The following is a 24,011-nucleotide window of genomic DNA, read 5'->3' on the forward strand; positions in this document are numbered from 1 at the left end:
ATGCTCAAACGTACAATTAAATTCATACTTTATTTAATCGTAAGTTCGTTTATTATCTTCATTTTAGTTGAGAAGACATCTGGTAATCCAGCGATTCTGTATCTACAACGTCATGGTTATACATCGATTACGCAAGACAATATTGAAGCGGCACAACATCAACTTGGCTTAGGACAACATGTGTTACTAAGATATATCGATTGGGTTGGACATGCACTTACGGGCAACTTAGGATACAGCTTTAGTACCAACGAACCGGTTACCGCTATGATAATGGAAGCCATCATGCCGACGCTTGTGCTAATCATTGTCTCTAGTTGTATCATGTTGCCATTTGGCTATATTGTTGGTTACTTCGTTGGGACGCGTCCGCATACACGTTATGCTAATGGAATTCGTGGATTCGCCCAAGTGATGACCTCAATGCCAGAATACTGGTTAGCTATTTTATTCATTTATTATTTAGGCGTACGTTGGCAATTGTTACCATTTGTAGGTAGTGATTCATGGCAACACTTTGTGCTGCCCATCTTCACAATTGTTGTTATAGAAGGGTGTCATATCTTATTGATGACAGCGCATCTGATTGCGCAAACGTTAGATCAAGATGCGTATCAACTTGCGCAGTTAAGACATTTCTCATTAAAAGCGCGTATCATCGTACAAATTAAAGAGATATTTGCACCACTAATGACCATTTCAATTAACAGTGTCATTCATTTAATTGGAAAAGCCGTAATACTTGAAGTCATCTTCAGCATGTCTGGAATAGGTAAATTGTTGATTAATGCTATTAACCAACGAGATTATCCACTAATTCAGGGCATTGTCATCTTTATCATCGTCTTTATTATGCTAATGAATTATTTAGGCGATGTGATTATCTTGAAGAATGAACCTAGACTTCGACGACGTCATACCCAGCAGTCAGGCAATGAGAAAAGAGGTGCGATGTGATGAAAAAATATCAAACGTACATCGCAATAGGTTCACTATTAAGTTTGATAGTTGTATTAGTGACGTATGGTTTAATGCAAGACACGCAACATTTGAACCCACTTGAGTCACCTAATGGACAACATTGGTTGGGTACCGATCAATTAGGCAGAGACTTCTTAGTAAGACTGATTGTCGGTAGTCTTGTCACATTGAGTTTGACAGGTATAGTGATTCTATTAAGTGTTTGTATGGGACTTATCTTTGGCTTAATTGCAGGCATAGAAAGACGATGGTTAGATCAAATCATTATGTTTGTTGCTGATATGTTGTTGGCTATTCCGTCATTTATTATCGCATTAGTCATTTTAAGTTTAGTAAGTAACTCCATGATAGGTTTAATACTTGCTTTAACGATTGGATGGATAGGACGTTATTTACGTTACTTCAGAAATTTAACGCGAGATATTCAAAAACGTCCATTTGTTCAATATGCACGATTGAGTGGGAACTCAACATTCAAAACGACAGTAACACATGTGATTCCACATTTATTAAGTAATATATTCGCTTTGGTAACGGCTGACTTTGGCAAAATGATGCTCAGTATATCTGGCCTTGCCTTTCTAGGACTAGGTATTAAACCGCCGACGCCTGAGTTAGGAACCATTCTTTTTGATGGGAAAAGTTATTTCAACGGCGCACCGTGGCTCTTCTTCTTCCCTGGTGTATTGTTAGGAGGTTTCGCCTTATTATGTCAAATCATCAACAAAAAAATAACGCAGTAAATACGGTAGTCAACGTCAATCAATTATCGATTTTAAATCAAGAGAAAGTATTGTTAAAAGATGTTGATTTGACAGTAACTAAAGGTGCATTTCATTGCATTATAGGTGAAAGTGGCAGTGGAAAATCACTGTTAACAAGAACAATACTTGGAATGAAGCGGCCACAATTAAGTTATCAAGGAGATATTGACATCGATTTAACTAAAACAGATGCAGTGTTTCAAGATGTTCAAAGTAATATGTTTCAAAATATAACATTAGCTAAGCATTTCCAATACATTTATGAAGCCAATCGCACACATCTGACAAAACAGCGTATTAAGGATGATGTCTTACAGATGATGCAATTACTTGGCTTAAGACAAGGGGAACAATTACTTGAGCGTTATCCTTTTGAACTTAGTGGAGGTATGGCACAACGTGTCGCCTTTATAATGTCATTAATTAGACGTCCGGACTACTTATTTTTAGATGAACCGACGAGTGCACTTGATCAAGACAATGTTAAAAAGTTTATGCATTACCTTCTTAAGGCACAAGAACGCTACCAAATGACCATCGTTTTTATCACACACGATATTAACTTAGTGAAAGATTTTGCCACGCATATTAGTATTATGCAGCAAGGTCAATTGATAGAAAGTGGTGAGGCGGCGTCAATCTTAACTAAGCCGACACATAGTTACACGGAAAAATTAATTGCGATTGCACATCGGAGACAACCTTATGCTTAAAATAGAGAGATTAACCAAATATATAGATACGCAACTGATATTTAAAGAGATATCATGTACAATGAATGACCAGCACTTACTCATAAGTGGTGAGAGTGGTTGTGGTAAATCTACGTTAGCCAAGATTATCGCTGGCTTAGATACGGACTATCAGGGCAAATTATATCTTAATGGGCGCTTACGTGAATCTTATACGTCTAAAGAGTGGATGAAGCACATCCAATATGTACCTCAATATCAACGTGATACCTTAAATCAGCGTAAAACGGTGTTAGCTACACTATTAGAACCACTTAAGAATTACAAGGTAGACAAACAGCGTTATACATCAAGTATTGAAGCAGTGCTTGAACAGTGTAACTTACCACACGATATACTTAAGCAGAAAGTATCGACGTTAAGTGGTGGTCAATTTCAACGCGTTTGGATAGCTAAAGCTTTAATATTAGAACCAGAGATCCTCATATTGGATGAAGCTACAACCAACTTAGATGTCATTAATGAAGAAGCGATACTCAAATGCTAATGTCTTTAAAGACGACGCAATTAATCATTATTTCACATGATGCATATGTCTTAAGCCGATTTAACGGTATTCAATTACCGCTCAAACAATGGAATCAGTAGCGTTGAAATATAGTCACACGTCACCTCCCTCAGCCTGTTTTAAATCGTAAACAATAAAGAAGTTTGAAACTATTTAAAACAGGGCATATTTTACTAATTAAACCTTTCATGAAAAATGAAACGGCATAAGGTTTTTAACTTTTATAGGGGGATTGTCACATGAATATATATAAATTACGTTACCAACATTACAAAGATATCGTAGATGATAATATCTTAACGGTCTTTGTATTAGCTAAAAATGAAGAAGAAGTTGAGCAATTTGCGAAAAAAGTAAGTTATGCAGTTGAGAGTATTACTAAAATCTCTCAAGAAGCGTATGAAAAAGAAAAAGAAAAAAATGAACACTTCGGACTTGAACATGCTGAAAATTATTTAGATTAATCGTCCGTTACTGTGAATCATTAGAAGAGTCCGGGACATAAATAATATAATGAAGCTATTTTGCAAATTCGCAGTAGCTGACTGAACTGAGAAGGCGCTTTAACAAAGCTTTTCTCAGTTTTAGTCATCCTTGCGGGGGTCGGGGCCCCAGCAAAGAGAATTTCATCAAGAAATTCTACAAGCAAAGCAAGCTGGGAGTGGGACGAAGAATTTAAAAGAATTCTGTCCCATTCCCTTTTTTTAAAATGAAACAAGTGTGCATTATCTATTTAGTTGACAAGTCAACCAATACGTTATACAGTTAAATAGTTGATAGGTCAACTATGTGAGGTGAGGCAATGCGAAACGATAAAGAATTTGAGTATCGTGATATTAAATTTATTGGAAAATTATCATCGAAAATATATAGACGAGGCAATATTTATATTACAGAGCAGTTAAAGCCATACGGAATGAACTATATCCAGGTGATGTGTTTAGTTGCACTCTATATTGAGAATGGTATAAGACAAGAAACCATTGTTGAAGACATCGGTGTAGATAAAGCAAGTGTGAATCGAGCAATTAAGTATTTGGAAGAAAAGGGTTATATTACAAGAGCGCGTAATCAAGACGATAAAAGAGCGTATAATTTATTTCTTACGCCTAAAGCAATGGCATTTAAAGAAATAAGTTGGGACATTTTAAGTAAATGGGAATTAATGATTTCCGAGGGTATTGATGCTCAAGAGAAAGCAATCGCTTTCGATGTCTTAAAGAAAATGTCGCTAAATGCAGACAAATATTATAAAAATTAAATGAATCAAGGAGTATATATCATGATTAATAAAGACAATATGGAACATGCAATTGTATTAGGTGGCGGTGGATCACTTGCGATAGGTTGGGAATTAGGATATCTTTCAGTCCTTTCTAAAGCAAATATCGATGTGAGACACGCAGATTTAGTCATTGGTACCTCTGGAGGTGCTCAAGCTGGTACGAGTTTAACATCTGAACAGAGTTGGGACGAGATTTATGAACAACAAATTGCGCCAAAAGCCAATGAAGCGCCACCAGTAGACGACATGTCTGATATTTTTGCCAGATATGCTCAAATAAAAAATAGTGCAAACACACCAAAAGAATGGATTGAAAATTATAGTGTCTATGCATTAGAGGATCACAAATTTAATGAAAGCGTCCATATTAATCGATTACAAAATAGAATTAAAGTATCCAATTGGCCTGAAAATCTGATGATTACGGCAGTAAATGCGAATAAAGCAGCGCGTGTTGCTTTAACTTCAGATAGTCAAGTCGACTTGCATAGAGCAATGGCCTCAAGTGGTTCATTACCCGGTGTGTGGCCGGCAACAACAATTAATGGTGAGAAACATTTTGATGGTGGTTGTCATTCTATGGAGAATGCCGATTTAGCTAAAGGTGCTAAAAAAGTACTTATCTTTGCGACAAATCTTCCTGTATCAACACCATACAAACTTGAAGATGCGATGAAAGCACTCGAAGAAAGTGGTTCAGAAGTTAAATTAATTACACCAAGTAAAGCAGTGTTCGATAAATTAAATGAACTCGGTGGCAATACTGTTAATCCAGCTATTAGACCTGACATTTTTAAAGCGGGGGAAGCACAGGCCCTTGAAGATGTAGAGATGATACGAAGCTTCTGGAATGAATAAGCCTGATTGGCTTCCAAAGCAATGAAGAAAATAGATATAAAAGGGGGAACGCAAACATGTCTAACCGTTTCGATCATGTTCGACCACCAAAGCAGTTTAAATATAAAGAAGGACAAACCATATTAAAGCAACAATATGATTTCGTCTGTGATAATCGAATTTATTTTAGTGAAACGATCTATCGAGATTTACATAATCATTCATATCGCTTGTATGTAAACGTACTTTCGCCAATTGGAGATTATGGTTTGGGATTAGATTTTAATGATATAGATGCGATTTATAGCAAAGTGATTGAACCAAAATTAAATCATCAACTCATCAATGAGACGTTACCGGATATGAACACGACTGCTGAAAATATTGCGATGTGGATTTGGGATGAATTTGAACAATATCTTCCAGAACAAAATGATATGTATGAATTACAATTATTTGAGACTGACCGCCATGGGGTGAGTCTAAATCGTACAACAATGAAGCCGTAATATACAATTGAACACTATAAAAGTATGGTTCTCAAGGATGTATTTTCAATTAAGTGCTATTTATATTAGTATTTAAAATTTAAATATTTTGATTATATATAAAACATTGATATAATTAGTATAGTAGAAAGTCTACAATTTTTTATTTTGGAGGAACATATTTGGGGACCACATTTAGTCTTATTACTTTTATATTATTATTAGTCCTAACGGCTTTTTTCGTTGCAAAAGAGTTTGCTATCGTGAAAGTCAGAGAAACAAGAATTGCGCAATTGTCTAATGCAGGAGAGAAGAAGGCAATCGCTGCTAAAAAAGTTGTCGATCATCTTGATGAATATTTAGCTGCCTGTCAATTAGGTATTACCATTACTGCACTAGGTATTGGTATGGTTGGGGAATCAACATTTGAATTTATTCTACATCCGTTATTCAGTAGTATCGGTATCCCTGAAGCGTGGATACATCCATTTACAATTGGTGGTGCATTTGTCATCGCGACATTTTTACACGTAGTTGTAGGTGAGATGGCGCCTAAGACCATTGCGATTCAAAAAGCAGAGTATATTACATTACTCTTTGCAAAGCCGATTATCTTTTTCTATAAAATAATGTATCCATTTATTTGGATATTAAATGGTGCAGCACGATTAATCTTGAAAATGTTCAACATGAAACCAGCTAAAGAAAGTGAAGTATTCCACTCTGAAGAAGAATTGAAACAATTAATTCAAGATAGCCATGAAGGTGGCGAAATTAATGACAGTGAATTACACCATATCAATCAAGCATTTAAATTCGATAATTTAGTCGCAAAAGATATTATGATCGATCAAGCACATGTTAAAACACTCAATTTAAATACGCATTTTGATGATGCGATTCAACAAATTAAAGTAGATGCGTTTACGAGATATCCAGCTGTTAAAGATGATCAAATCGTTGGTTTTATCCATTCCAAATCACTATTTAACGTGGATCAGCCATCTAAGCTAGAGACATTTGTTAATCCAATTATCAATATTAAACCGGATACGCCATTGAAGCATATCTTGGAAATAATGAAGAAGAAAAAAGTTCATATTGCCGCAGTTTATGACGATGCTGATTTCAAAGGAATCATTACTTTAGAGAATATTCTGGAAGAAATCGTAGGCGATATTGAAGATGAATATAATTAATGTGAACATAGTCTTATATAATTAATGTAATTGCTTATATTGACCCTATCATTGAGATTTGAAAGTCTGAATGATAGGGCTTTTTTTTATGAATCGATTTAAAAAATTGACATTTAACTCAACTTGTAACTATAATGGTTACATGAGGTGAGAAGATTGAAAATTAGTAGTCGTTTTACTGTGGCTGTGCACATTTTAGCGTTAGTCAAACTAGAACAGTCGCAACCATTAACGTCTTCTTGGATTGCCAGCAGTGTGAATACAAATGCTGTCGTCATTAGAAGGTTAGTTAGTAAATTAAAACAAGCGAACTTAATTGAAACACAGCAAGGTAGTGGCGGTATTCAATTGTTGAAACCTTTAACGGACATTACATTACTTGATGTATATCAAGCGGTGGAAGTAGTAGAAGAAGGCGAATTATTCCAAATGCATGAAGACACGAATATGAATTGTGTTGTAGGTGCTAATATTCAAAGCGTACTTGAAATCATTCTCTTACGCGCACAAGATGCGATGGAAGGTGTCTTGGCAAATGTTACGATGGAGGATATCGTTTCAGGTATCTTGCAACAAAACGGATAAATCGTCATCCGTTATATCCAACTTGTAACTAAAATGGTTACAAGACAAAAGCAACAATACCAATTCACTATAACGACCTAATTGACGCATATCACCATTGAAATCACTATAAATACAAATAAGTGGAGGAATAAATAATGAAAATTGGCATTATCGGAGCAACAGGTAAAGTAGGAACTAAAGTATTACAAGAAGCAACACGTCGTGGTCATGAAGTGACGGCCATCGTCAGAAATGCGGCGAAATTAAATCACTCAGATGTCAAAGTGATTGAAAAAGATATTTTTAATTTAACAACAGAGGATATTAAAGATCTTGATGTCGTTGTTAATGCGTTTGGCGCACCACTCGGCGAGGAAGAAGCCCATGTTGAAGCAGGACGTGCGTTAATTGCATTATTAAAAGATGTAGATACAAGAGCGATTATTGTTGGAGGTGCGGGAAGTCTATTTGTGGATGAGGCACAAACAACTCGTGTCGTTGATACACCAGATTTTCCAGATGTTGTTAAACCGACAGCTAAAGGTCAAGGACGCAACCTTCAAGACCTTAAGGATGCAGAAGGTATCACTTGGACATTTGTAAGTCCATCTGCAGAATTTGATGCGGAAGGTAAACGCACAGGATCATATACATCAGGTAAAGATCAATTATTAGTGAATAGTCAAGGTAATAGTTACATTAGCTATGCAGATTATGCGATTGCGATTGTAGATGAAGCTGAAAATGCAGCCCACATTAATGAACGTTTTACTGTTGTTGGCGAACAAGCATAATTGATTAAACGAGCCATTTAAGACTAGTGGATATATTGTCTGAGTATAAATATACAAAGGGCGTGGAACAGAATGCTTTATGATTCATTGTTCCACGCCCGTTTTCTATGGCTAATACGATTGTTTTTAATGTATATCTTATTTCATTCCGGATTTCGCCATTTGGATAAAGGTCTTAGCTGCTCTGGATAATCGTTTTTTATCATTTTCTTTATATGCTAACACGACTTGATTGTAATAATGATGCGGGTTCAACTGGACAAACGCACCATTAAAACGATCAGATGTCATATCTTTAACGCTTTTAGGGACAAATGTGATAGCAATACCTTCATTTACGAGACGAAGCGCGTTCTCTACACTCACCGTTTCCATCATTACGTCAGGTACGACATGATAATCGTTTAAGATTTGATTGGTTAATTGACGTAACGTCATTTCAGGCTTTAGTAAGATGAATTTTTCATTATGCAATAAATGAAATGGGAATTTACCATCATCTGCATGGGCTTTTGCTTGGTCGATAAGGTCATGCCCAGGCGGTAACGCTAAATAGACATTTTCGGTATACAAAATATCATAAGATAAATCCTCAGTGTACAACGGTAAAATCGTTACACCGATATCCACTTTCTGATCGGAAACAATTTGTTCGATTCGATGTGCCACTTCTTCTACCAATTCAATCTCGACGCCAGGATAATGCTCGATAAACTTTGGCAAGATACTATAAAGCGTATGTGTAGCTAAAATTGGATTTACACCTATACGGATGCGTCCCTTTTTCAAATTAGAAATCGTCTGTAACTCATCGCGCATTTGCGTGTCGATATCCTCAATGTCGTGTAAATAATCTAGAAATCGTTCAGCTGAATAAGTGAGTTCTAAAGGATTACTGTCGCGATTAATCAAAGTAACGCCTAAGTCATTCTCAACTTCTTTAATATAACGACTTAAATAGGGTTGAGATATATAAAGATGTTTCGCTGCATGTGAAATACTGCCATAACGTTGAATAGCTTCTAAATATTGAATTTTATTTTTATAAGTCATGTAGATGACCGCCTTTCATCGTGCTATATATGGCTATAACTTTTTAGTTATGCATTTGATAGTTAAATACGTCTTTTACATTTAGGCTATAAGGTCAGATAATAGATTTAGACATAAAACAGACACATTTTCCAGAATGCGTATTGTTAATTTCATACCTTTGGGGGTGACATGATGGACATGATTGGAACGATAGGGATTGTATTAGCAATTCTTTTCATTATATATATGTCAGACAAGAACTATTCTATTTTAGTTATAGGTCCTTTGGCATCTATTATAGTCATTTTGACGAATAATTTACCATTTTTCGACTCATTAATTGGTACGAAAGCGTCATATATGACTGGGTTAGCAGATTTTATCGTTAGCTTCTTTGGCGTTTTTATACTTGGTTCATTATTAGCAAAATTTATGGACGACAGTGGCGCAGCACAATCTATCGCTGAAAAGATTGTGTCAAAAACAGGAACGAATAGTCCATATGCTATTTTAGTTGCCATATTCATTATTACAGCAATCTTAACATATGGTGGTATTAGTCTTTACGTCGTTGTATTTGTATTAATTCCATTAGCGAAACCACTTTTCAAAGAGATGGACTTAGCTTGGAACTTAATCGGTATTCCAGTTATGCTTGGTTTGGGTACATTTACCATGACTATGCTACCCGGTACACCTTCAGTACAGAATGTTGTACCAACTAAGTATTTAGGCACAACGTTAACAGCAGCACCGATATTAGGTATTGTAGGAGCGATTGTCGCAATTGTATTTGGTCTTTGGTATATGAAACATGCGTTAAATAAAAGTATCGCAAAAGGTGAATCTTTTGCAGACTATAATATCAAGGATATGCAATTTGACAAGAAGGAACAGACACCGCATTTTCTATTAAGTATATTACCAATTGTCGTGCTTATTGTGATGAATATCGTTGGTAGTGCAATGGGTATTTCCAATATTATACTGATCAGTTTAACGACAGCGATTATACTTTCAGCACTTCTATTCTTTAAATACATTCCAGTTAAAAGACAAGTGCTCAATGAAGGTGCATCTAATTCATTAATGCCAATGTTCCTTACCGGCTCAGCAATTGCATTCGGTACGGTTATTACATTAGCACCAGGATTCGAAACGATTCGCTCATTAATATTAAATATTCCGGGTAATCCATTAATTAGTTTAGCTGTTGCATCAGCACTATTTGGTGTGATTACAGGTTCAGCATCAGGTTCACTCGGCATTGTGTTACAAGCATTTGGTCAACACTATGTTGATATGGGCATTGATCCTGAAGTGATTCACAGAGTTGCAGCGATGTCATCATCAATATTTACAGTAATGCCTCACACAGGCGTTGTATTAACATTCTTTGCAATTACTGGTTTAACACATAAAAACGGCTTTAAATATTTATTCATTACAAATACCGGTGCCAACCTTTTAGCGCTGATCGTCATATTATTAGGCGTCATTATTTTTTAGGAAAAGGCAGCACCAAACACTTATAGGAGGTAATTCATTATGACAAGAAATGTAATCGTAACAGGTTCAGCACAAGGAATAGGATTTGCAATTGCGCAAGCATTTGATAAAGAACAGGATCGTGTGTTCATCTTTGATATGAACCAAGAAGCGGCAGACAAAGCAGCGAATGAATTAAACAATGGCGTTGCATACAAAGTAGATATTACAAACGAAGATGAAGTGTCACAAGCAATTAAAGACGTGAATAATCAATATGGTGCGGTTGATGTATTAGTTAATAATGCAGGTATTCAGCACATCGATAAAGTTGAAGATTTCCCATTAGATCAATGGAACAAAGTCATTGGTGTTATCCAAACAGGTACATTCTTAATGACTAAACACGTGTTACCTTCAATGAAACAACAACAAAGTGGACGTATTGTAACAATTTCATCAGCACACGGTGAAATGGCGGATCCATTTAAATCAGCTTATGTTGCTTCTAAATTTGCACAAATTGGTTTCACTAAAACAGTTGCGCTTGAAACAGTTAAAGACGGTATTACAGCAAATGCTGTGTTGCCTGGACCTGTGCGTACGTCATTAATTGAGAACCAATTAGCACACCTTGCAAAACAAGATGGTTCAACAGAACAAGAAGCAATGGAAAAATATATTACAGGTAAAATGCCTATGAACCGTTTATTAGAACCTTCAGAGATTGCAGCAACAGTTGTATTCTTAGCTTCTGAAGGTGCTACAGCGATTACTGGTGAAACAATCAGTGTATCTGGCGGTTCAAACGCATAATCATCAATTATTAAAAAAATTAAGAAAGGATGTATTTAAAATGGCAGAACTTAAAGAACAATTAATCGGAACTTGGAAATTAGTTAGATATCAAGATGAAGATAAAGATGGCAACATCTTCTTTCCACTAGGTAAAGATGCAACAGGATTCATTATGTATAATCCAGATGGTTATATGTCAGCACAATTAATGCAACAAGGACGTCAAGCTTATGAATCAGGTGACTTACACACAGGTACACAAGATGAAATGGCTGAAGCAGCACATGGTTACGTTGCATATTCAGGTCGTTTTGAATTAGACGAAGAAAATTCAACAGTGTACCACACAATGGAAGTGAGTATGAATCCAACTTGGTTAGGCGATACACAACCACGTTTATTTGAATTAGAAGGCGATACACTTAGCATTGTAAACGGCAATGTGCCTAACCAAAAATTAGTTTGGCAACGTGTGCAATAAAAATACTTTTCACGAAATGATTAAAGCGTGCATTTTAAAGGTAGACATGTTGTGAAAGCGATATGCGTGAGTCAATGTGATGCATAGCTTTCAATAATGGTTCTTTGCACATCGTATACAGAGATAAATCAAAGGGAGATGTTAAATATGAGATACAATGAGTTCGAAGGGAAAACAGTTGTTATCACAGGCGCAGCATCAGGAATTGGGAAAGCTACAGCATTAAAATTTGCTCAAGAGAAAGCTAACATCGTTATCGGAGATGTCGATGAACGTGCGCAACAAACAGCACAAGACATCAATGATAATGGTGGTCATGCAGTATTCGTGAAAACAGACGTTTCTGATCCAGAACAGGTACGCGCATTGATGCAAAAAGCACTTGATGAATTTGGTAGTTTGGATCACGCATTTAATAATGCAGGTATTTTAAATCAACCGAAAAAATTCGCTGATCTTGACCCTGAAACATTCGATAAAGTGATGAATGTTGACGTCAAAGGCGTATTCTTATCAATGAAATATGAATTAGAAAGCATGCTTAAAAGTGGTGGCGGCACAATTGTTAATACTGCATCAGTTGCCGGATTAATTGCTGACCCTCAAATGGGACCTTACATTGCTGCAAAACATGCAGTTGTCAGAATGACAAAATCAGCAGGTTTTGACCATGCAACAGATGGCGTACGTATCAATGCTGTTGCACCTGGCTTAACTGAAACAGAAATGACGAAAGCTTGGAAAGATGATGATGAAAAATGGCAACAAATGATTTCAGGTGTACCAATGGCAAAAGCAGCACAACCTGATGATATTGCTGACATCGTATTATTCTTATCATCTGATTCAGCAAAATTCATGACAGCACAAGTTTACCTTGTTGACGGTGGTCAAACAGCACATTAGTACTCATATTTATAAGATTTAGTTGTAATGAGTCTAGGACATAAAAATATAATAATGCTACTTTGCAAATTTGCAGTAGCTGACTGAACTAAGAAGGCGCTTTTATCAAGCTTTTCTCAGTTCTAGTCATCCTTGCAGGAGTGGGACGACGAATTTAAGAAAATTCTGTCTCACTCCTTTTGCCTTTGTCTTTATATTATAAGCCATTATCGGTATAGTTAGGTTCAAACTATATTATAGAGAAAAGTGAGTGGATAACGATGTCAGCAAATATTTGTGCCTATTTAGGTGTATCTATCGATGGTTATATAGCGGATCAATATGAAAGTGTTCAATTTCTAGAAGAGGTCGAAGGCGAAGGGGATAATGGTTATGCTCAATTTTATGACAGTGTCGATGTTGTGATCATGGGTGGGAATACATTTAGGTGGTTACTCGATAATGGCGTTAAGACAAATCCATATGAAGGTAAACGCGTCATCGTAATTAGTACGCAACACGTTACGATAGACTGGGATATTGAATTTTATAGTGGAGACCTAAAACAATTGTTTACGCAATTTAATAATGACGCACTGGTTTGGATTGTAGGTGGCGGAGCCTTAATTTCTGAGTTAGTGAATTTAAATATTCTAACATCAATGCGCTTAACGCTAGCACCTAACTTATTAGGTCAAGGTATCAGTTTGTTCAATGATATTAAGGATAACGTTTATTTAACGTTGCGTGATGTGACGCAATATAACCAATTTGTAGAATTAAATTATGACATTAATTACAAATAATAAAAAAATTTAAATCAATTTATTGTAATTCTTATTATAAGTATTGCTATACTTGTTAATAATATGCATAAAGGAGGGGAACGATATGTTTCTTGCATGGAACGAAATTAAACGGAATAAGCTGAAATTTGGATTAATTATAGGTATTCTTGTATTAATTAGTTACTTACTCTTTTTATTATCCGGCCTAGCGAGTGGTTTAATTAATATGAATACAGAAGGCATCAAGAAGTGGAAGGCAGATGCGATTGTCTTAAATAAAGATGCTAACCAAACTGTGCAACAATCAGTCATAAAAACATCAGACGTTGAAGGCAAATTTAAAGAAGAGGCGCCTTTGAAACAAATGGGCGTTATAGCATCAAATGGGGATAGTGAAGAGAATGCGCTACTCTTTGGTGTAACGTCAAATTCATTTTTGATTCCAAAGATTGAGGAAGGCAAAACATTTGATAAAGATAATGATGTCGTCATTGATCAATCATTGAAAGATAAGGGGTTCAATATTGGTGATACGATCAAGTTATCTCAATCTGATGAGAAATTACATATCGTAGGGGTATCAGAAAGTGCTAAATATAACGCTTCTCCAGTTATTTTTGCGAATAATAAAACGATGGAAAAAATCAATCCAGCATTATCATCAGATAAAACCAATGCTGTAGTCGTCAAAGATAGTAATTGGAAAGATAAAAAGGTTGATAGTGATTTAGAGGTTATAGGTATCGATGACTTTGTAGAAAACCTACCAGGCTATAAACCACAAAACTTAACAATGAACTTCATGATTACATTCTTATTTGTTATTTCTGCTACAGTCATCGGCGTATTCTTATACGTGATTACACTACAGAAAAAGAATTTATTCGGTGTGTTAAAGGCACAAGGATTTACAAATGGCTTCTTAATGAAGATGGTATTAGCACAAACCTTTATATTAGCCTTAATCGGAACGCTAATTGGTTTAATACTCACATTACTGACAAGTCTAGTCTTACCTGAAGCGGTACCTGTCCAATTTAATATTGGTACACTCATTATCTTTGGTATCGTCTTAATATTAACGTCACTTGTTGGTAGCTTATTCTCAGTACTATCTATTCGCAAAATCGATCCACTCAAAGCAATCGGATAAGGAGGTGCCACTATGTTAAAATTTGATGAAGTAACAAAAGAATTTCAAGATGGGAATCATATCATTGAAGCAGTTAAACCAACATCGTTATCTTTTGAAAAAGGTGAACTGATAGCCATTGTCGGCCCTTCCGGTTCTGGTAAGAGTACGTTTTTAACAATGGCTGGTGCGTTACAAACACCAACATCGGGTGAAATTTATATCAATGATAAGAAAATTTCGCAAATGAGTCAGAAACAATTAGCTAAAATGAGAATGAAGGAAATTGGTTTTATTCTACAAGCGACCAATTTAGTCCCATTCTTAACAATCAAGCAACAATTCCATTTATTGAAAAGTTATAAAAAAGATGTCTTAAGTACAGAAGAATACGATAAGTTGTTGAATGATTTAGGCTTAAAAGAAATTGAAAATAAATTACCTTCTGAGGTGTCAGGAGGACAAAAACAACGTGTCGCCATAGCTAAGGCGATTTATACGCAACCATCAATTATTTTAGCCGATGAGCCAACTGCATCACTTGATACGGAAAATGCAATGGCAGTTATGGAAATCTTAAAAGAACAATCTAAACAACGTCATAAAACGTGTATCATCGTTACTCATGACGAACGTTTAACTAAATTCTGTGATAAAGTCTTTCATATGGAAGACGGACGTCTAAAAGAAAAATAAATAAATGAAACACCCTCCGAGTAGGCTTTAAGTGCTCCTACTTGGAGGGTGTTTATAATAGGTTGAGATAACTTTAATCAACATCTATTTATCTTGTAATTCTCTCTCTAAATCAGTTTCATCTTCCATCGCGATGGTCGCTTTTTCAGATTCTTTTTTATATTTTTGATACATAATTACCAGTACAATTCCCCAAACTGGTGCAAAGAGTACAGCATAACGTGTACTACTATTGATCAGTAAAACAATAAAGATAAATGCGAAGAAGACAAGAATCGCATACGCCATATATTTGCCACCTGGCATTTTAAATGAACTCTCATTGTGTAATTCTGGGTTTCTTTTCACGAAACCTAGATAAGCAATCATAATACAAGTCCAAATCATAATATTAAGTACTGTTGAGAACGTTGTGATTTGAACGAATACTTTCGTAGCGTCTTTAAATATAGCGTTTAAGATAATCGCAATACTTAATAAACCACACGTTAATAAGATAGCGTAATATGGGACACCATGTTTATTCGTTTTATGTAAGAATGGCGGTCCTTGTTTTCTGCCGGCTAAACCGAATAACGTACGGCTATTAGCGAAAATACCACTATTACATGATGAAGCGGCAGCTGTTAATACAACAAAGTTAATAATTCCCGCTGCAAATGGAATACCAACTAAACCAAATAATTTAACATATGGACTTTCTGCAGGATCTAATTTAGTCCAAGGTACAACTGACATAATAACTGCTAATGAACCGATATAGAATATTAATATACGGAAAGGTACATTGTTAATTGCTTGAGGGATTGTTTTATATGGATTCTTAGTTTCTCCTGCAGTGATACCGATTAACTCAATACCAATAAATGAGAAGATTGCCATTTGGAAGGCCATTAAGAAACCAGAGATGCCGTTAGGGAAGAATCCACCATAACGCCAAATGTTCGATACACTTGCTGTACCGTAGTCAGTCTTCATTGCAAAGACAACCATCACAATACCTACAACAATTAACGCAATAATTGTTATTACTTTAATTAGTGATAACCAGAATTCTAGTTCACCAAATAGTTTGGCGCTGAATAAGTTCATGCCAACAAGTACAAGAATTGTAAATGCGACAGTTAACCAGTTCGGAATTGCTGGATACCAAAACTCAACATATTTCGCGACAGCTGTTACTTCAGCCATACCTGAAATAATCCAAGTGAGCCAATATGTCCAACCAACCATGAACCCTGCCATTGGGCCGATGTGATGATGCGCGATATCCCCAAATGATTTAAATCCTAAATTAGATAATAAGATTTCTCCCATTGCACGCATAAACATAAATAATACGAAACCAACGATAATGTATGTAAGTAAAATCGATGGACCTGCTAAATGAATGGATGCACCGGCACCTAAGAATAAACCAGTACCAATCGCACCACCAATTGCAATCAGTTGTATATGCCTATTGCTTAACTCCCTTTGTAATTTATCTGCCATAATGTTCGTCCTTTCATGAGTATATACATGACTTAAGGTTATGACTGACTATAGATACCCTTAATAATTAGTTAAATAATTGTATTAAATTATGTAATTAATTTTTTTGTTAAGATTAATGATACCCTATTTATTATTTTTTAATCAATTGATACTCAAATGTTCGGGCTATTTTAACAAGCGCAGATACGTGGATTGAAATCAGTGTGATACATCAAATCAGTGATTTCATTGGCGCTTTCGTTACTAAGGAAGACTGACGTGAGTCTAAAGTATAGTAACAACAGAAAACATATTATTGTACATAGATGCTATTTGCATTTAAATTATAACTAGAGAAAATGAATAGAAAGTAGGCTAAATCATGCTTAATGACTTTAATGAAATATTAGAAGGTCGTAGATCAGTTAAAGGTTTCGACCCAGACTATAAAATTCCGCATGAGGAAATGAATGAGATGATTGCAAAAGCAACCAAAGCACCATCTTCAGTAAACATGCAACCTTGGCGTTTTGTTGTGGTTGAAAGTGACGAAGCGAAAGCGAAATTGCGTCCATTGATTCAATTCAATACGAATCAAAATGACACATCATCAGCAATGATTGTTATATTCGGCGATTTACATTGCTATGAAGAAGGCGAATATATTTATGAACAAGCGGTGCTTAATGGGCACATGCCACAAGAAGTTAAAGAACAAATGTTGCCAATCGTCTTAGAGAATTATAAAAATCGCACACGCCAATCAATGAATGATATTGTGAAAGTAGATAGTAGTTTAGCCGCTATGCAATTAATGTTAGTAGCAAAACAACACGGTTACGATACAAATCCAATTGGTGGCTTTGAACATGAAGAAATCGGAAAAGCATTTGGCTATGATTTAGAACGTTATGTACCTGTCATGATTGTTGCCATCGGTAAGAAGGCTAAAGAGGCACATACATCATTCAGAATGCCAGTTGATCGTGTCATCGACTATAAATAATACGTTAAACATATCTTACAAGACACAGTAGCGAACGCCATTGACCGCTGTCGATAACGAGTTTTGGCTACAGTCATCCACATGGTGGGGCGGAACAGTAAATTCATGATGAATGCTGTTTCGTCCTTTTTAATTAAAATAAAGACCGTGAACATCAATGGTCATATTCAATATATAGAAAAAGGGTATAGCTAAAGATACAGAATTTCACAAAGGGTGATCCACATGGAAAATAAACAATTCGAGACATTAACACACATAGAAAAAGGGTTATATGAAACTACAAAGGCAGCCTTACCGTTTGATAAACGTTACCGTATCAAATCATTTGTATTAGAGCGATCAGCAGGCAATATCATCATATATCACTCTCCTGGGTTAAATGAGGCAGATTCAGATATTCAATTATTAGGTGGTGCGACGCGCGTTTTAATGAATCATGAGCATGAATCTCTAGGTGGACACCCTCAGATTGATGTACCGTTTTGGATTCATCGAGATGATGTAGCCGCTATACGTCATACAGTGGCCATTGATGGGCAATTCGAACAACGTGAAACAATTGCAAATGATTTGGAAGTCATTCCTACACCTGGACATACGCCTGGTACAACCATGTTTCTATGGAATAATGGTGAACATCGTTTTCTGTTTACTGGTGATTTTTTATGTGTAGAAGGTGGCGAATGGCGTACTGTGATATTGCGTTCAAGTAATCGAGACGCATCGATTAAAAGCTTGGAAATGATTCGTGATTTAGCGTTTGATGCGATTGTACCTTGGGTTGCGATTGAGGGTGAAGATGCAATTTATTATGTTGAGAATGAAGAGGATAAACAAAATAGAGTGCAAAAGATAATTGACCGTATACGTCGTGGTGAAAATACGTAAACATAATATGAATAGCTTATTAAACGGGGTGATAGCATATGAATATCAATAGAGGCATTAATCATATTGGACTGACTGTACCTGATATCGAAGCGGCGACAGCCTTTTTCAAGGAGGGCCTTAATGGCAAGATTGCCTATGATAGTCAACGAAAGAACGACGCGCCACGTGGTGGAGAAACGGTTGAACGCATACTTGGCTTAGAAAAAGGGGCCGCCATTATTCATAAACGTATGATGGTCTTTGGCAATGGACCGAATATCGAAATGTTTGAATTTAAAGATGCGCATCAAGGTCAAGCGCAATCATTACAGGATATTGGTTTTACGCATATTTCATTTTATATCGAGGCAGAACATTTTGATGAAGCTGTTAAACAGTTAACACGTGCTGGTGGACAGCCAATATCTGAGCCTCATGCGAATACAAAATATGAAGATACGGAAGGTAACCGTACCGTTTATGTGAAAAGTCCATGGGGAAGCTTAATCGAATTACAAACCGTGCCGAATGGATTTTACTATCCAGATGATAGCGAAGCAGCCGTTTTTGTGCCGAAAAAGTTAGACGATTGATTAGTGAAAAATATATCAATATTCATTAATATGATACATTTGTCATATTTAAAAATTTAAGTATTTTCTCCTTTTGAATTAAGGTATAATGCCTTTATCAAGCCTTTCAAGGGGCTTAATGAGCTAGATGTTATAGGGGAGTTCGGGTTGTTTGATAGATACTATTTTGAATATCTATGCTTAAAAAGGGTATAAATTTAAAGACATAATTTTTTTGATATGTCAACAAAAATTTAAGGGAGTAATAGTCATGATTGATATTCAAATTCAAAAATCAGAATTAATCGAAGCAATTGAAAGTATTGTAAAAGAAAAAGTATATGTTGAAAGTGACGATGCATGTGAAGTATTAGCGACTGAGATTGTCAATGGCTTGGAAGAGTTGAATAGCGATGAAACGCAAGCGAATAATTTGCTAGGTCTAAATAGTGAATTGCAGCACAAGGTTGATCAATCAAATGACGCGATCGATAAAGTAACCGTCTCCACTGCAGGTAATGCCTCCAGTAACGTACAATCTATGAATGCGCGGGCAAAATAGTCAGTCGTGGTTAACGTAATCATGATGCACATGAGACTTTCAAGTACAATGGCAATCAACGACAAATGATAAGCACCACCTATGTTAAGAAGCAAATGCTTTTTAAGATAAGTGGTGCTTATTTGATTTGTCATTTATTTATGAAAATAAGACTTTCAAAATATTAAATAAAGAACCTATTAATTGAAGCACAGTACCAGACATGAGAGGACCTCCCTTCGGTTAGATTGAAATATGTGTTAAGCCTCACGTGTTAGCGACTCACTTTGAACTAAATCATCGGCTAAACTATGCCAAAATTGTTGTAGTTCGTCTCTAGTACGCTTCGTATCAGAACTATCTTGACCTACAAAATCGACATGGTCCCAATCGTGTTTCGTTGGAGTGACTTGCCAAACGCCTTTTTGATTCGTATCTGTAGCTTGAGTAAAGGCTTGATTAAATGGATGTTGTGACGAAATAACAGACACTAAGCCATCATTTTCTCGCCATTCCTTTTCAGCTACTTTGCCGATCACATTAGCAGTAAGGGTGAACGGGAAATATAAATTTAAATCTGATTTTTGACGTCCGAATAATGATGCATGTGTTGATTCACCAGTGTATGTTTTATATACAATATTTGGATTTAAAGATGTTTGGCGATTAAGGTTTGTCGCGCCTTCACGTGTTAAATCATAAAAGCCATTGTCTTTTGTATGCCATAATTTAGAATCTTTAACTCGTTTGGCGTAGTCGATATAAGATTCATTCGGTTGTTGTTTTAGACCCCACTGAGACAGACCGAAGTCTACACGTGAATCTTTATTGCCAAGTACTTTTCCTGCGTCAAAGACAATTTGACGAATAAGCGCCTCGTTACCTAATAAATCTGATGCATGTGTACCGTTATGCGGCGTACCAAGCGTCGTTATAGAAGAAATCATATTGTCGTGTTGACCTTGGTATAATGGTGAAATGTCACCACCATGAACACGTTGGTATTCCTGTTCTTCTGGATTACCATTTCTTAATAATGCCTCTAATTGACGAATGGTCTGACCACCCATACTATGTCCGACTAGATGTACTTTTTGGCCTGGTTGCCAATCTTTATAGACACCTTCGTATGTTTTGCCGTAACGCTCATGACCATATTTAGCAGCGTGTGCAGCCCCATAATCAACCGTTCCACCTTTAATATAGTAATAAAGTTCAACGGCACGATCGTAGTTACTACCAAACGCACTAATACTTGCTTCATAAGATTCATAACCGTTTTCTTCTAAATCTTGGCGAATGTTTAATTTATCGCCGCCCCAATAATGTGCTAATACGGATGGGTTTATATCATCAGTAAAACCACTAAAGCCATGAACTAAAATAATAGGATCTTGGTTTTTATACTGAGCTTGTTTCGCAACTTTATTGGTTTGATCTTTTGTGCCACTTGCCACTTGAGATTTAGATTGCGTATTAGTTGTTGCGACTGAATTATTTTTAAGTGTATTTAACCCTGATTGTGCATCTTTATCTTGCTTAGAAGGGTTGTCGTTATTGAAAGGGTTAGTTTGTGCATCAATAGAAATGTTAGCATGATCGTCCTTTTCTGTGTTGAGATCTTGTGATGCTTGAGTTGTCGTTGCTTCTTTTTTAGTTATCGTTTGTTGCTGTGACGGTGTGGTTGCTTTAAGTGCCTCGCTTTGATGGTTATCTTTTAGTTGTGATGACGCTTGTTGATTGTCGTCTTTGGATTGAGTGGATTGCGTTGACTGTTGTTGTTCAGTTGCTGCACTTTTGCTCGAATGTACGTCATTTGAAGACACACTTGTATCCTTAGATTTAACAGTATTTGAATGTGGTTGATTTAAGTCCTCTTGTTTAGTTTCAGATGTTTGGTTAGCTTGTGATTCAGTATGTGGTGTCACTTTCTTAGTTGAATCATTCGTCTTCGATGATGGTTCAGATGATTGTAAAGATGGTTCATCTTGCTCTGATGATGCTGTGTGTTCTGTTGATGTGACTTCGTTTGTAGTTGTTTTAGAAGTTGGTGTTTCAGTTGAATGTGTTTGTTGAGAAGTTGATGTCACTTCTGTATGTTGATTGTCTGTATTTGAATCTGACTTCTCAGATTCTTCAGTAGAAGGTTGATGCGTCTCTTTGGAAGAAACATGATCCTTAGATGCATCCGTTTGATGAAGTTCATTATGTAAGCTTGTTTGATTTTTATTTTCATTTTTAATTTGAGACACATCGTGCTTTGCTTGTTCAACGGATTGAACTTGTCCCTTTTGAGCCTCTGGTGTGTCATTATCCCCAATAGATTGTGCTGACGCCGTATCAGGAGTTCCCACTTCCTGTTGTTTCTCGGCTGCCTGTGCTGAGCCACCTCCCATGAATAGCAAAGTCGCTACTACAATTGATGACGCACCTACGCTTAATTTACGAATACTAAATCGGTTCTCTCTTGTTTTCATAAACAGCACCTCTATTTTATTTAATTTTTGAAAATGTAAATCAGTGAATCCATGTTAGATAAATAAATTAATAATTACACGTGGTAAGAATTCAAACAATTTGCTAAATATCGCCTTAATTTCTTCCATAATGACCTTCCTTTCTTTTGAAAAGAGAAAGCGTTTGCAGAACTAGATAAAAAAATATGTATTGATAAGGACAGTTCAAGTGGAGAAACGTATCTCTTTCAAAGTAATTTAAACAAATAGTAACCTTGCGCGCAGATAATTGTCAACTCATGCCAATATATAATTGTAGCGTCTGAGACGTAAACCATAAAAAAAAGACTGAAACGATCATCGTTTCAGTCTCAAAGTAGCGGAGAGGGAAGGATTTGAACCAACGCGAGCAAAAAGCTCCTACCAACCATAAATGATTGGCCTCTTTAGCCAGGCTTGAGTACCCCTCCATAACTATCTATGTGATATGTTGTATAGTTTACATGTAAAAATTTATTTTGTAAACAAAAAAATATTTTATATTTCTTATTAAATTTGAAAATAAGTATAAAATCTTAATAATTTATATATCTAAAGACGTATATTGTCCGTCTCATATTATATAATTATATTGAAAAATGATGATATTGAGCGATGTATGTCGTAAAATCGTTACTTTATTTAAGAAAGGTATTGAGGAGAAGACGATGTGGAAAACAAAAGTTGGTAAAACGTTTATTGCTAGTGTAGTGATTGGAGCATCGATGTTTGGTTATGCTGGACATCATGAAGAAGCGCAGGCTGTTGGTAATTATTACTATGATGGCACGCATGCAGGTGAGTATTCAGGGTATTTAAAAGCTAAAAAAATTGCAAAAAGTTCAATTTCTAACCAATATTATCCAAATGCATCTAAAAGTAATTTAAAATCTATTGGTCGTGTGTCGAATCTAAACGGTTGGAAGGTTAAAAACCCATACTATAAAGGTCAGGACTCAATGGGTACAGGTACGGTCATTGGTGCGCATACCTTTATTACAAATGCACATGTGATTGATGATCGCTTTGGTAAAGCTGCAGCACCAAAATATATTACCTTTCAATTGAATCGTAATGGTAAATCTATCCCGTATGCTTTTCATGCGAGTGAAGTGATTAAAGTACCGCAGTATGATATTGCCATCGTCCATACAAAAGAAAATATGTCGAAGTATGCTAAACCGATACGTATTGCAACAGATTCAGAAATTAAAAAATTGAAATTTAATACACCATTATATTCTTTAGGTTACTCAAAAATAAACGGAGACAACACGAAACCATATTACAGTAAATTACGTGTTACACAATTTTCTCCTAATGGCACCGAAATTCAAACGAAAGACTTTTTTAGATCAGGTGCGTCTGGTTCACCGATGTTAAATAGTAAATATAATACAATGTACGGTATGAGAACGTATGGCCATAATTTAGGTGGTACCGCGACTGATTTGTATGGTAAGCAAGAAATGGCTGGCGGAGAGTCATTTAAAGGGTACGCTGGTAAATTTGTCCGTCAGCATATTAAGTAAGTTGATTGAATAAATGGAATGACAAGCGTTTTGCAATT

Annotated in this window: 25 protein-coding genes, 1 tRNA gene and 1 pseudogene; 23 read left to right on the plus strand and 4 right to left on the minus strand. The window is 35.9% G+C overall.

Going from position 1 to position 24,011, the window contains the following annotated elements; translation table 11 throughout:
* From KA909_RS10715 to KA909_RS10765, 11 genes and pseudogenes are all read left to right on the plus strand, one after another.
* Nucleotides 1–957, plus strand: a complete 957-nt coding sequence (locus tag KA909_RS10715; RefSeq protein ID WP_210130192.1) for an ABC transporter permease — start codon at nucleotides 1–3, stop codon at nucleotides 955–957.
* On the plus strand, nucleotides 957–1,724 hold the full coding sequence (locus KA909_RS10720; protein WP_019165743.1) for an ABC transporter permease: 768 nt from the start codon (nucleotides 957–959) through the stop codon (nucleotides 1,722–1,724). The genes KA909_RS10715 and KA909_RS10720 overlap by 1 nt, the downstream gene beginning before the upstream one ends.
* Nucleotides 1,691–2,458, plus strand: coding sequence for an ATP-binding cassette domain-containing protein (locus KA909_RS10725; RefSeq protein ID WP_193838689.1), 768 nt, complete (start codon nucleotides 1,691–1,693; stop codon nucleotides 2,456–2,458). Before KA909_RS10720 ends, KA909_RS10725 begins: the two co-directional genes overlap by 34 nt.
* Nucleotides 2,451–3,085, plus strand: a pseudogene (locus KA909_RS10730) (ATP-binding cassette domain-containing protein). The gene KA909_RS10725 and the pseudogene KA909_RS10730 overlap by 8 nt, the downstream one beginning before the upstream one ends.
* A 159-nt stretch (nucleotides 3,086–3,244) precedes the next feature.
* Nucleotides 3,245–3,469 (plus strand): DNA-dependent RNA polymerase auxiliary subunit epsilon family protein, encoded by a 225-nt coding sequence (locus KA909_RS10735; protein ID WP_053030174.1) that lies wholly within the window; start codon nucleotides 3,245–3,247, stop codon nucleotides 3,467–3,469.
* A gap of 338 nt (nucleotides 3,470–3,807) precedes the next feature.
* A complete protein-coding gene (locus KA909_RS10740; RefSeq protein ID WP_210130193.1) occupies nucleotides 3,808–4,266 on the plus strand; it encodes a MarR family winged helix-turn-helix transcriptional regulator in 459 nt (152 codons plus the stop codon).
* A 21-nt stretch (nucleotides 4,267–4,287) separates the two neighbouring features.
* Entirely contained in the window at nucleotides 4,288–5,148 is an 861-nt protein-coding gene (locus tag KA909_RS10745; protein WP_210130194.1) for a patatin-like phospholipase family protein, read from the plus strand.
* 56 nt (nucleotides 5,149–5,204) lie between these two features.
* The gene (locus KA909_RS10750; RefSeq protein WP_210130195.1) at nucleotides 5,205–5,636 is read left to right on the plus strand and encodes a 6-pyruvoyl trahydropterin synthase family protein; all 432 of its coding nucleotides are present in this window, start codon (nucleotides 5,205–5,207) and stop codon (nucleotides 5,634–5,636) included.
* Between the two features lie 161 nt (nucleotides 5,637–5,797).
* A complete protein-coding gene (locus KA909_RS10755; RefSeq protein ID WP_210130196.1) occupies nucleotides 5,798–6,814 on the plus strand; it encodes a hemolysin family protein in 1,017 nt (338 codons plus the stop codon).
* Between the two features lie 156 nt (nucleotides 6,815–6,970).
* Nucleotides 6,971–7,399 carry an Rrf2 family transcriptional regulator gene (locus KA909_RS10760; protein WP_193838693.1) on the plus strand — a complete coding sequence of 143 codons (429 nt, stop codon included), beginning with the start codon at nucleotides 6,971–6,973 and terminating at the stop codon, nucleotides 7,397–7,399.
* A 137-nt stretch (nucleotides 7,400–7,536) separates the two neighbouring features.
* Complete coding sequence (locus KA909_RS10765; RefSeq protein ID WP_193838694.1) at nucleotides 7,537–8,175, plus strand: NAD(P)-dependent oxidoreductase; 639 nt, start codon at nucleotides 7,537–7,539, stop codon at nucleotides 8,173–8,175.
* A 138-nt stretch (nucleotides 8,176–8,313) separates the two neighbouring features.
* Here the strand turns inward: KA909_RS10765 and KA909_RS10770 are convergent, their stop codons facing one another.
* Nucleotides 8,314–9,228: a LysR family transcriptional regulator gene (locus KA909_RS10770; RefSeq protein WP_210130197.1), complete on the minus strand. Its 915-nt coding sequence runs from the start codon at nucleotides 9,226–9,228 to the stop codon at nucleotides 8,314–8,316.
* A 174-nt stretch (nucleotides 9,229–9,402) separates the two neighbouring features.
* Between KA909_RS10770 and KA909_RS10775 the strand changes: the two genes are divergently transcribed.
* The 7 genes from KA909_RS10775 to KA909_RS10805 all read left to right on the plus strand — a co-directional run bounded on the left by KA909_RS10775 (nucleotide 9,403) and on the right by KA909_RS10805 (nucleotide 15,478).
* Nucleotides 9,403–10,719, plus strand: coding sequence for a GntP family permease (locus tag KA909_RS10775; RefSeq protein WP_193838696.1), 1,317 nt, complete (start codon nucleotides 9,403–9,405; stop codon nucleotides 10,717–10,719).
* 39 nt (nucleotides 10,720–10,758) lie between these two features.
* Nucleotides 10,759–11,514 carry a 3-hydroxybutyrate dehydrogenase gene (locus tag KA909_RS10780; protein ID WP_053030166.1) on the plus strand — a complete coding sequence of 252 codons (756 nt, stop codon included), beginning with the start codon at nucleotides 10,759–10,761 and terminating at the stop codon, nucleotides 11,512–11,514.
* Between the two features lie 40 nt (nucleotides 11,515–11,554).
* Nucleotides 11,555–11,977 (plus strand): lipocalin-like domain-containing protein, encoded by a 423-nt coding sequence (locus KA909_RS10785; RefSeq protein WP_193838697.1) that lies wholly within the window; start codon nucleotides 11,555–11,557, stop codon nucleotides 11,975–11,977.
* Nucleotides 11,978–12,124: 147 nt separating this feature from the next.
* Nucleotides 12,125–12,883 (plus strand): SDR family NAD(P)-dependent oxidoreductase, encoded by a 759-nt coding sequence (locus KA909_RS10790; RefSeq protein WP_210130198.1) that lies wholly within the window; start codon nucleotides 12,125–12,127, stop codon nucleotides 12,881–12,883.
* Nucleotides 12,884–13,143: 260 nt separating this feature from the next.
* The gene (locus KA909_RS10795; RefSeq protein WP_210130199.1) at nucleotides 13,144–13,668 is read left to right on the plus strand and encodes a dihydrofolate reductase family protein; all 525 of its coding nucleotides are present in this window, start codon (nucleotides 13,144–13,146) and stop codon (nucleotides 13,666–13,668) included.
* 85 nt (nucleotides 13,669–13,753) lie between these two features.
* Nucleotides 13,754–14,803 (plus strand): ABC transporter permease, encoded by a 1,050-nt coding sequence (locus KA909_RS10800; RefSeq protein WP_107629358.1) that lies wholly within the window; start codon nucleotides 13,754–13,756, stop codon nucleotides 14,801–14,803.
* Nucleotides 14,804–14,815: 12 nt separating this feature from the next.
* Entirely contained in the window at nucleotides 14,816–15,478 is a 663-nt protein-coding gene (locus tag KA909_RS10805; protein ID WP_075109084.1) for an ABC transporter ATP-binding protein, read from the plus strand.
* 84 nt (nucleotides 15,479–15,562) lie between these two features.
* Here KA909_RS10805 and KA909_RS10810 read toward each other — a convergent pair whose 3' ends face one another.
* A complete protein-coding gene (locus KA909_RS10810) occupies nucleotides 15,563–16,972 on the minus strand; it encodes an amino acid permease (RefSeq protein WP_193838700.1) in 1,410 nt (469 codons plus the stop codon).
* 364 nt (nucleotides 16,973–17,336) lie between these two features.
* Here KA909_RS10810 and KA909_RS10815 point away from each other — a divergent pair, with 364 nt between their 5' ends.
* The 4 genes from KA909_RS10815 to KA909_RS10830 all read left to right on the plus strand — a co-directional run bounded on the left by KA909_RS10815 (nucleotide 17,337) and on the right by KA909_RS10830 (nucleotide 19,967).
* Nucleotides 17,337–17,960 carry a nitroreductase family protein gene (locus KA909_RS10815; RefSeq protein WP_193838701.1) on the plus strand — a complete coding sequence of 208 codons (624 nt, stop codon included), beginning with the start codon at nucleotides 17,337–17,339 and terminating at the stop codon, nucleotides 17,958–17,960.
* Between the two features lie 225 nt (nucleotides 17,961–18,185).
* Nucleotides 18,186–18,851, plus strand: coding sequence for an MBL fold metallo-hydrolase (locus tag KA909_RS10820; protein WP_193838702.1), 666 nt, complete (start codon nucleotides 18,186–18,188; stop codon nucleotides 18,849–18,851).
* 38 nt (nucleotides 18,852–18,889) lie between these two features.
* The gene (locus KA909_RS10825; protein ID WP_193838703.1) at nucleotides 18,890–19,426 is read left to right on the plus strand and encodes a VOC family protein; all 537 of its coding nucleotides are present in this window, start codon (nucleotides 18,890–18,892) and stop codon (nucleotides 19,424–19,426) included.
* 250 nt (nucleotides 19,427–19,676) lie between these two features.
* Nucleotides 19,677–19,967, plus strand: coding sequence for a hypothetical protein (locus KA909_RS10830; RefSeq protein WP_193838704.1), 291 nt, complete (start codon nucleotides 19,677–19,679; stop codon nucleotides 19,965–19,967).
* A gap of 239 nt (nucleotides 19,968–20,206) precedes the next feature.
* Here the strand turns inward: KA909_RS10830 and lip are convergent, their stop codons facing one another.
* Both lip and KA909_RS10840 read right to left on the minus strand, forming a co-directional pair.
* Entirely contained in the window at nucleotides 20,207–22,423 is a 2,217-nt protein-coding gene (gene lip / locus KA909_RS10835; protein ID WP_210130200.1) for a YSIRK-targeted triacylglycerol lipase, read from the minus strand.
* Between the two features lie 359 nt (nucleotides 22,424–22,782).
* A tRNA-OTHER gene (locus tag KA909_RS10840) sits at nucleotides 22,783–22,872 on the minus strand.
* A 237-nt stretch (nucleotides 22,873–23,109) separates the two neighbouring features.
* Between KA909_RS10840 and KA909_RS10845 the strand changes: the two genes are divergently transcribed.
* Nucleotides 23,110–23,973 (plus strand): trypsin-like serine peptidase, encoded by an 864-nt coding sequence (locus KA909_RS10845; protein WP_193838705.1) that lies wholly within the window; start codon nucleotides 23,110–23,112, stop codon nucleotides 23,971–23,973.
* Nucleotides 23,974–24,011: the final 38 nt, after the last annotated feature.

It is taken from the genome of Staphylococcus sp. GDX8P54P (assembly GCF_017893165.1).
Taxonomy (GTDB): domain Bacteria; phylum Bacillota; class Bacilli; order Staphylococcales; family Staphylococcaceae; genus Staphylococcus; species Staphylococcus borealis.